General features: G+C 43.4%; 10 protein-coding genes. All 10 read left to right on the top strand.

Annotated features, from left to right (window positions below):
- Positions 1-164: 164 nt before the first annotated feature.
- The 10 genes from R2S67_RS22165 to R2S67_RS22115 all read left to right on the top strand — a co-directional run bounded on the left by R2S67_RS22165 (position 165) and on the right by R2S67_RS22115 (position 8,386).
- Positions 165-629 carry a hypothetical protein gene (locus R2S67_RS22165; RefSeq protein ID WP_258633752.1) on the top strand — a complete coding sequence of 155 codons (465 nt, stop codon included), beginning with the start codon at positions 165-167 and terminating at the stop codon, positions 627-629.
- A 140-nt stretch (positions 630-769) separates the two neighbouring features.
- Positions 770-1,267: a GNAT family N-acetyltransferase gene (locus tag R2S67_RS22160; protein ID WP_058966912.1), complete on the top strand. Its 498-nt coding sequence runs from the start codon at positions 770-772 to the stop codon at positions 1,265-1,267.
- Between the two features lie 136 nt (positions 1,268-1,403).
- On the top strand, positions 1,404-1,802 hold the full coding sequence (gene fos, locus R2S67_RS22155) for a fosfomycin resistance glutathione transferase (RefSeq protein WP_317347084.1): 399 nt from the start codon (positions 1,404-1,406) through the stop codon (positions 1,800-1,802).
- 144 nt (positions 1,803-1,946) lie between these two features.
- On the top strand, positions 1,947-2,609 hold the full coding sequence (locus R2S67_RS22150) for a hypothetical protein (RefSeq protein WP_317347083.1): 663 nt from the start codon (positions 1,947-1,949) through the stop codon (positions 2,607-2,609).
- A gap of 143 nt (positions 2,610-2,752) precedes the next feature.
- Positions 2,753-3,316, top strand: a complete 564-nt coding sequence (locus tag R2S67_RS22140) for a GNAT family protein (RefSeq protein ID WP_317347082.1) — start codon at positions 2,753-2,755, stop codon at positions 3,314-3,316.
- Between the two features lie 246 nt (positions 3,317-3,562).
- Positions 3,563-4,768 (top strand): site-specific integrase, encoded by a 1,206-nt coding sequence (locus R2S67_RS22135; protein WP_317347080.1) that lies wholly within the window; start codon positions 3,563-3,565, stop codon positions 4,766-4,768.
- A gap of 107 nt (positions 4,769-4,875) precedes the next feature.
- Positions 4,876-5,829, top strand: a complete 954-nt coding sequence (locus R2S67_RS22130) for a hypothetical protein (protein ID WP_317347078.1) — start codon at positions 4,876-4,878, stop codon at positions 5,827-5,829.
- A gap of 529 nt (positions 5,830-6,358) precedes the next feature.
- Positions 6,359-6,601, top strand: a complete 243-nt coding sequence (locus R2S67_RS22125; protein ID WP_012841735.1) for a helix-turn-helix transcriptional regulator — start codon at positions 6,359-6,361, stop codon at positions 6,599-6,601.
- Positions 6,594-6,845, top strand: a complete 252-nt coding sequence (locus tag R2S67_RS22120) for a hypothetical protein (RefSeq protein ID WP_317347076.1) — start codon at positions 6,594-6,596, stop codon at positions 6,843-6,845. The genes R2S67_RS22125 and R2S67_RS22120 overlap by 8 nt, the downstream gene beginning before the upstream one ends.
- On the top strand, positions 6,842-8,386 hold the full coding sequence (locus R2S67_RS22115; RefSeq protein WP_317347075.1) for a replication endonuclease: 1,545 nt from the start codon (positions 6,842-6,844) through the stop codon (positions 8,384-8,386). The genes R2S67_RS22120 and R2S67_RS22115 overlap by 4 nt, the downstream gene beginning before the upstream one ends.
- The last annotated feature ends 79 nt before the right edge of the window (positions 8,387-8,465 follow it).

Genomic DNA, 8,465 nt, shown 5'->3' with positions numbered 1-8,465 from the left:
TAAAATCAACGCTTTGGGTTTGCAAACTAACAAACTGCTCAAGAGGGATTCACAACGCGTGGCATTTTTACTATGCGTTGATTTTAGTGATTAAGGTGGTATGCAGCGGCTTCGGTATTGCGTTGTTCACCCCTTAGCAGGGCGTTAGTGTTCAAGGAGTAATTATGAAATTGGGAGGCTGGCAAAGGCTTTGGTTAGTTGTAGTTATCATTTCAGGTTTCACTGCTTCCTATGTTGCCTTTGAGACTAGACCACAAATTTCTACGATTGAAAAAGAGTGGATCAGAAGTGCATCAGATGTGATAGCGGAGAAAATATCAGACGAAGAGAGCCGAGAGGTTACTGGTTATTCAATTCAGGTGAATTTGTTTGAAAATAAAACTGATGCGGAAATTATTGCGTGGTTAAACAAAGTGGAGATTAATCCTTCATCACCTCAGCGTGTTTTCTCTAGCGCAGTTAAAGAAATAAACGAGAAGTTTCAACTTCAAGTAGATGAACTCCCGTATAGGCAAAAGGACCACTTTACCACGATAGCAATGTGGTGGTTTGCAGTTTCAATACTTATTTACGTTCTAGGTTGGTCTATTGGTTGGATCATCCGTGGCTTTCGGTCAAAAGAACACTAACAAACTGTTCAAGAGGGATTCGCAACGCGTGGCATTTTCACTATGCGTTGGTTTAAGTGATTAAGGTGGTATGCAGCGGCTTTTGTATTGCGTTGCTCACCCCTTAACAGGGCGTTATACATTTTAATGGGTATGTGAGTATGGAAGTTGAAGTAAGAAGAGCTGAGCCTTCGGATGCAAGGGCAATAAAAGAAATCTATGAGTGTGAAAATGCCTATAAAGGGACATTGCAACTTCCAAATCCGTCACTGGAGTTGTGGGAAAAGCGCACCTCTAATCTACCAGATAATGTTTATGCTTATGTTGCGTTGTTAGACGGTGAAATCGTTGGTAACTTGGGTTTTGAGGTGTGTGCAAGCCCAAGGCGTCGACATGTTGGCTCCTTCGGTATGGGGGTTAAAGATAACGTCCAAGGAAAAGGCATTGGTAGTGCTTTGTTGGCAACGATAATAGATTTAGCGGATAACTGGCTAAATTTAAAACGTTTGGAGCTAACGGTTTATGTAGACAATGAGCGTGCAATTCATTTGTACAAAAAGTTTGGTTTTGAAATCGAGGGTGAGTCAAAAGATTACGCGTTCAGACATGGAAAGTATGTAAATGTTTATCATATGGCTCGTGTTGCAAAAAATGTATAACAAACGCTTTAAGGCGGATTCGCAACGCGTGGCATTTATGGTTTGCGGCAAATTTAGTGATTTAGGTGGTATGCGGAAGCATTGGTATTGCGTTGCTCACCACTTAAGCGGGCGTTATGTTTAATGGAGTAATTCGTTGATTTCAGGATTAAATCATATCACTCTCGCAGTCAGTGATTTGGAACGTTCGCTTAAGTTTTACATCGATACTTTGGGTTTTACTGGGCATGTGAAATGGGACAATGGTGCATACATTTCTATCGGAGATGCATGGTTTTGTTTATCGTTTGACTCACCTTGTCCTAAAACTGATTATACCCATATAGCCTTCGATATATCTCGAGAGGATTTTGAGCATTTTTCGTCCCGTGTGATTTCCTCTGATATCGAAGTTTGGAAACAAAATATAAGTGAAGGGCAATCGTTGTATATTTTGGATCCCGATGGTCACAAACTGGAAATTCATGTTGGTTCGTTAAAAAGCCGGCTTGAGGCTCTTAAAAGCAAACCATATAGTGGGCTTGTTTGGCTTTAAACATAACAAACTGTTCAAGCAGATTCGGCACGCGTGGCATTTTGGGTTTGCAGTGGTTTTTGTGTTTACGGAGTAGTGCAGAAGCTTTTATATAGCGTGCCTCACTACTTAACAGGGCGTTAGTTGTCACAATAAATCGGAGATATGGTGGTAAATTGGAAAAATGGGCAGTTGCTGACATTGGCTAAAGAGCAGATGCCTCGAGAAAAATTTGAGTACTTTGAAGATCAAGTAGCTTCGATTCAATGGAAGCTTAAACTAGCTAAGTTCCATGGGTTTCATGCAACTTTAGTCTCAACTCAAGAAGTAAATCATGTTGAAAAGTCAATTTTGGGTGTTGGGAAAGATCTAAGAATGGCATCTTTAGCTCATTTAATAGCACATGTTCAAACTCTTCATTCAATTGCAGATATTTTTGCTCAAATTATTTGTGCGTGCTTTCCTGCAGTTGCCCCAAAAAGAGAACGAGACATAACATTTTACAATGTGTCAAAAAGCCTAAAACTTTCTGAGCACCCAAGTTTACTTGGGGTTAGTAATGCTGTTGAGGTAGTGAGAGGGAATTCAAAGTTCAAATATGTGGCAGCCCTAGTGAATATAAATAAGCATAGGGTTATCCCAATCAAAGAGTTTAATGTGGACTACGAAAATAACATTGCTCAATATATTGTTTCCAAGTTCGAATATGATGGCACTGTGTATCCGTCATGTCCGGCTACTGAAGTTTTAGATATGTTTTTTGAACTTGAAGCTCAATACCTAAATATTGGCGTCGCGATAAATGCAGCGTTGAGCAAAGACAACTAACAAATTGTTCAAGAGTGATTCGGCACGTGTGGCATTTTTACCATGCGTTGGGTTCAGCGTTTAGGGTGTTATGCGGAAGCATCGGTATTGCGTACCTCACACCTTAACAAAGCGTTATGCCTCACAAGTAAAAGGAACTTTCGATGTTTAAAATCGAGACTAAGCGTCTGATTATCAGGGATATGACTCCGAATGATGAAGACGCTTTTGTTACTATGTCTCAGGATGCTAAATATCAGCGTTTCTATGACGAAAGCGATTGTGACCCTAATAAATACCGAGAGTTAACAAGCTTGTTTATAGCCCAGGCTTCTGAGAAGCCAAGAAAATCATACCAATTAGCTGTCGAGTGCAAGGTGTCAGGTGAGTTCGTTGGTACTGTTTGTTTACGGCTAGAGGACAATCAGCAGGCTTCGATGGGGTGTGCATTTTCCAGAGTATCTCAAGGTAATAAGTTAAGTCATGAAGCCGCCTTGGCTCTGGCAGATTTTGGGTTCTCGGAGTTGGGAGTTCACCGCATTTATGCGGAGACAATCAGTAAAAACCTGACAGCTATTAAGCTCTGTAAGTCTCTGGGCATGCGCCAAGAAGCACATTTTAGAGAACATCGTTTTTTCAAAGAACAGTGGTGGGATACAGTGGTTTTGGCAGTCCTTCGAACCGAGTGGGGCAAGATGGCTAACAAAGCATTTAAGAGTGATTCGTAACGCGTGGCATTTTTTCATGCGTTGATTTTTGTGTTTAAGGTGGTTGCAGCTACATCGGTATTGCGTTACTCACACCTTAATGCTGTGTTTTGGTAGTATTTCTCAATAAGCCACAATGAACAAATATGACTCTTGGTGCCATATAAGACAATGATTTAAGTATGATTTGTTTGTTCATCCCTGTTCTTTTTAAGCCATCGTTATACAATCATTTTGCTACATAAAAGCTACACGGATGAAATTACGATGGCTATCAAGCAAAAGATTACCAACACCTCAATCAAGAATTTTAAAGTCGATGACAAGCGTTTGAACGACACTGAGATCAGCGGTTTTCACGCTCGTATCTCCCCCAAAGGCATCATCAAATACTACTTTTACTATCGCCTGAATGGTAAGCAGCGAAACTACCTATTGGGGGCGGCAAATTCTTTAACGCCTGCTCAAGCCCGAGATTTAGCAAAAGAAAAAGCAGGTCTTGTCGCAGGTGGACAAGATGTTCAGGAAACGCGTTTTGAAGCCAAACGTGAAGCGTTGAGAAAGACACTGACCCTAGAACGATTTCTTGATGAACATTACGAGAGTTACTTACAGGCTCTAAACCCTAAAACAGCCAAACAATCCTTTATGTGCATAAAAAGTAGCTTCAAGCATTTAGCGCATAAACCCATGTCTGAAATTACGGCTTGGGACGTTCAACAATGGGTGTCTGAAAAGCGCAAGTTGGGTAGGGCATCATCTACCATTTCATACGCCTACAATCGCTTGAAAGCCGCGTTTAACCGAGCCGTTGAATGGGACTTCATTGATTCTCATACGCTCAGTAGTGTGAAGATAGTTAAAGAAGATGATCAGCGTATTCGTTATCTGTCTACGGCAGAAGAAACAGCGTTATTAGACTCCTTGAAAGTGCGTGACATTCGCCTGAGGGAAAATCAGAAGCAAGCCCATCGTCAGGAAGTGCCCAAGCTGAGGTATGCGGATTATTTAGAGCCTTTAATCGTGATGGCGATTAATACGGGCATGCGAAAGGGGGAAATGCTGTCATTATGTTGGGAGCACATTAACTTCGAAAATCGTTATCTTACGATTACCTCGGCAAATGCGAAGTCGAAGAAACGCCGAACCATTCCTTTAAACGATACCGTTTTCTCCATGCTGAACGATTGGAAGGCTCAGAACTATAGTGAGGAAAGTGGGCTCGTGTTTACCTCAAATGGAAAGCCGATTGATACCTACCAATATCAATGGGAGCAACTACTGAAAGATGCCAATATTCTCAACTTCCGTTTTCACGACTTACGCCATCACTTCGCTAGCAAGCTTGTCATGGCAGCGGTGGATTTGAATACCGTTCGGGAGCTTCTTGGTCATGCCGATTTAAAGATGACGTTGCGCTATGCCCATTTAGCACCGGAGCATAAAGCATCGGCGGTGAATCTGATTGGTTAGTGTTGTGAAGCGCGCTGAAAAATAGTCGACTAACTGCTGGCTTGAGTAAGCCTGGACTCCGTTTAGTGTTTAAATTGCCTCACTAGTAAGAAGACAAAAGGCGATACATGGAGCAGTTAACCCGTCGATTTATTCGATTGAGTGAAATACCAGAGAAAACCAGTGCCACACAAGGCGATGTGATGGCAGCCATAGAGGACAATCAGTTAACCTTGTTTGCCTATGTTGAAGCGAAACGCCTTGGCGCCTATGGCACGAAAGACAACCATAAAGTCGTGTATGCCGTGTTTGATTATCAGGGCATGGTTCAACTCAAATCGAAAGATGCTGCGCGAATTATCCGTCTAATGAACCCCACTGAAATCTCAGTGCTCTTGGTGATGGAGCCGGAACGAATCACAGGTTGGTCGTCAGTGGATGATGTTTTCCCGAACATAAAAAAGACAAATCTACACTACACCAAACAATGCCCTGAGCTTCCAACCACTCCCATCAGTGCTATTGCCGAACTCAGTGCCACGCCAACCGTTGAAAATGTCGTGTCTAAGTTCGCATCGGCTTTCTTGAGCCCAGAAGAAGATGAGCAGCACGCGAAACTCCAAGATGCATTATTGAACCTGAATATTAACGACTCAACCGCACAAGCCGTTCGTTTAAACGCGAAACCCGTACTCATTAACCCTGAGCAACTGCGGGTAGAGGTTGAAGGCATCAACCGCTGGTGTAGTGCTATTCAACCGGCAATCACAGTTGAGCCAGTAAAGCAAAGTAGCTCAAGACTTCATGAAGTGGCGTTGTCACACCCCATTGAAAAGATTGCTTATCGCGTATTGGAAACCTACGGTGACCAAGACGCGCCCAAGGTGTGGGAGTTAATCAAGAAAGATTCACAGGAAGAGGTTAAAAAGCAATTCGATATTGACGGCTACATCATAGAAGTGATGAAAGACAGTATTCTTTGGTTGGACAATAAAGGAACCGAGAACAGCTTAGGGTATCAGTCCTTTCGTAAGAAACACCTCCCGTTGGTAAGAAAAGCGATAAGAGAGAATTCTGACTAGAGCGGTTGCGATTCGGTTGGCTTATCGGTTGGATGTGTGTTGAAAGCTTGGCGTGATGAAAGCACACGGTTTTCAGCACTTTTCAGGCTCACGCAACCGTCACTCTCAACGCATACTGGACTACGATTTAATACGTTATCGCTGCTACATGATATTAAGTGCCAAAACTGTATTGAAGCCTTGTATTTAAAGGGTTCATCAAAATATGGCAACAGTTGAATCAGCCGCTGTGTAGCACTGCATAGAGTGCTTCTTTAATGCTTAATGAGCGCTGAGAAATTTCCTCTTGGTTGAAAGTCACTGTCGCTTAACCGAAGCTAACCGTCGTTAACTTTGAGAAACCTGTTAGACACGATTTCGTCGCTATTCAATCCCTGCAATCACACCAAGAAATCCGTTTGAAACTATCAATATGTTAAGTCTGTCGCAAAAGTAGAGGGGAGGCGTCAACCGTATCGTCAACCAAATCGTCAGGTGACGTTTACGACTGTTTACCGTGGTATCAACTTCACATCAAAGAGATACCGTAATGACAGATTCAAACGTTGAAAAGCGCGCTTATACCGAGCAAGAGACCGCAACTTACATTGGCATGAGTCGCTCTTACTTAAGACAAGCGAGAATGGAAGGCCAGCGCAATAATCGAACTATCGCCCCTCCATTTATTAAAATTGGACGCGCTGTCCGTTACTTAAAAGAAGATTTAGATGCATGGTTAGATAATCACACCAAGCTTGAACATTTGTGTCAGGGAGGCGCGGCTCATGGCTAATCTGACTCAAGAGCAAAGCATGCTCATCAAATGGATGAAGACCGGACGCACTTTCCAAGTGTGTTCAGACTACTGTCCAACTCAGGGCGATGTTCAGCCAAAGTCGCGACTGCCTATTCAGGTGCATCAAAAGACCATTCACAAGCTCGTTAAAGAAGGCTTGATTGAATATGCGAGCCAGAAGTACTTTGGTTTACGTTGGGATGTGTTTTCCTTAACGAGTAAGGGGAAAACGCTCCTATGATGACCATCAACCTTTCGAGCGTTGACCGAGATGACAGAGCCTTTGTTCAGCAAAGGCTTTCTCCGTTTTCGGACGAAATTCAACGTATTTTGTTTAATGAATATCTGCGCCAGCCTACGAAATTCGAGCGAAATACTTATCTCAGAGTCACGACCAACACTATCGCCGCGAACTTATCTTTGCCAATCGATAAGATTGAGTTAAACCTAACCGAAGAAGACTTGAGAGCCAAAGCGAAGCAACTCGCCCAAGAGGTCTTAGACCGACGTCGTCGCTATCTTAATGACGAGTCCGCGCTTCAACCATTACGAGATTATGTTACTCGAAAAGGCTTAACACCCTATCAAGGACAATATTCCCTGCAAGGGGAGGTGGCACGTTACAGCCATAAAAATTGGTGGTTGAGAGGGCTTAGGAAGGCGTTAAGACGTAATATAGAGACCGTGTTGCACCATCTTAACCAAGTTAATAAGCAAAAGAGTCTCTATTGCTCCCAGCCAACGCTTATTGCTCGACTCAATCAAAAGGCATACCAAAAAGCGTACCTAGAAAACACCATCGCGACCAACGAGCTTGGGCAGAGCTTCTCACTGCTTGAGCTATCGCAAAAAGGGGTATCAGACCCGAAGATACGCAAAGGGGAGTTAATGTTACGAGCAAGAGGGTTTGAAGACTTAGCCAATGAGCTAGGTCATGTAGCAACCTTTCTAACCATAACTTGTCCCTCCAAGTATCACAGAAGCTATTCGAAGTCAGGGCACATCAATCCCAAGTGGGAGGGCTACACCCCATTAGACGGTCAATCCTACCTCAATGAGACATGGAAACTTATTCGCTCAAAGCTAAGTCGCTTAGGTGTACGTTTCTATGGTTTTCGTGTAGCAGAGCCGCAGCATGATGGTACACCACATTGGCACCTGTTGCTGTTTGTCGAAGCTCAAGACTATGAAACGATGACTCAAACCATGCGTGAATACTCAATGCGAGAGGATGGAGATGAAAAGGGCGCAGAGCAACACCGTTTTACCGAAGTGAAGATAGACCCATCAAAAGGGAGCGCAACAGGTTACATCGCCAAATACATTTCCAAGAACATTGATGGCGCAGATCTAGAAGATGGCATTTACGGAGAAGACCCGTTAGATGCGGCGGCACGTGTTGATGCTTGGGCGTCTTGTTGGGGGATTCGTCAGTTTCAACAGCTAGGCGGCTGCTCAGTGACCGTATGGCGAGAATTAAGACGCCTTAAAGAGACTCAAAACCTACCAGAGCACGGGAAGACCATCATTGAAGCGGCAGATAAAGGCGATTGGAAGACCTTTACCCAACAAATGGGCGGAGTGTTCAGTAAGCGTAAAGAGCAGGTGTTCAAGCCACACTATGAGTTTTCAGTGGATAAAGAGACGGGTGTTATCAAAACCAGTTTGTACTGCGCTAGCGAGCTAATGCGCGCATTAAAAGGCGTGGCCTTAGCAGGTCAGCAGTTCATCACAAGAGTCTTTCAGTGGCAGGTGTCTTCAAGCGTGCRCTTTGCTCTTTAACTTGGAGTTCTGTGAATAACTGTATTTTTGGTAGCAAAGTAACAAGAAGATGCCGCCTTATTGATGCCAAGCTAAATGA

It is taken from the genome of Vibrio sp. T13N (assembly GCF_032970445.1).
Lineage (GTDB): Bacteria > Pseudomonadota > Gammaproteobacteria > Enterobacterales > Vibrionaceae > Vibrio > Vibrio diabolicus.
Note: the sequence above shows the minus strand (reverse complement) of the source record. Positions and strands in the feature narration are given on the sequence as shown.

Excerpts from the sequence above, each read along its gene's own strand:
- R2S67_RS22125 (WP_012841735.1), top strand. The coding sequence starts at position 6,359 with ATGACAGATTCAAACGTTGAAAAGCGCGCTTATACCGAGCAAGAGACC.
- R2S67_RS22120 (WP_317347076.1), top strand. The coding sequence starts at position 6,594 with ATGGCTAATCTGACTCAAGAGCAAAGCATGCTCATCAAATGGATGAAG.
- R2S67_RS22140 (WP_317347082.1), top strand. The coding sequence starts at position 2,753 with ATGTTTAAAATCGAGACTAAGCGTCTGATTATCAGGGATATGACTCCG.
- R2S67_RS22165 (WP_258633752.1), top strand. The coding sequence starts at position 165 with ATGAAATTGGGAGGCTGGCAAAGGCTTTGGTTAGTTGTAGTTATCATT.
- R2S67_RS22130 (WP_317347078.1), top strand. The coding sequence starts at position 4,876 with ATGGAGCAGTTAACCCGTCGATTTATTCGATTGAGTGAAATACCAGAG.
- R2S67_RS22150 (WP_317347083.1), top strand. The coding sequence starts at position 1,947 with ATGGTGGTAAATTGGAAAAATGGGCAGTTGCTGACATTGGCTAAAGAG.
- R2S67_RS22135 (WP_317347080.1), top strand. The coding sequence starts at position 3,563 with ATGGCTATCAAGCAAAAGATTACCAACACCTCAATCAAGAATTTTAAA.
- R2S67_RS22160 (WP_058966912.1), top strand. The coding sequence starts at position 770 with ATGGAAGTTGAAGTAAGAAGAGCTGAGCCTTCGGATGCAAGGGCAATA.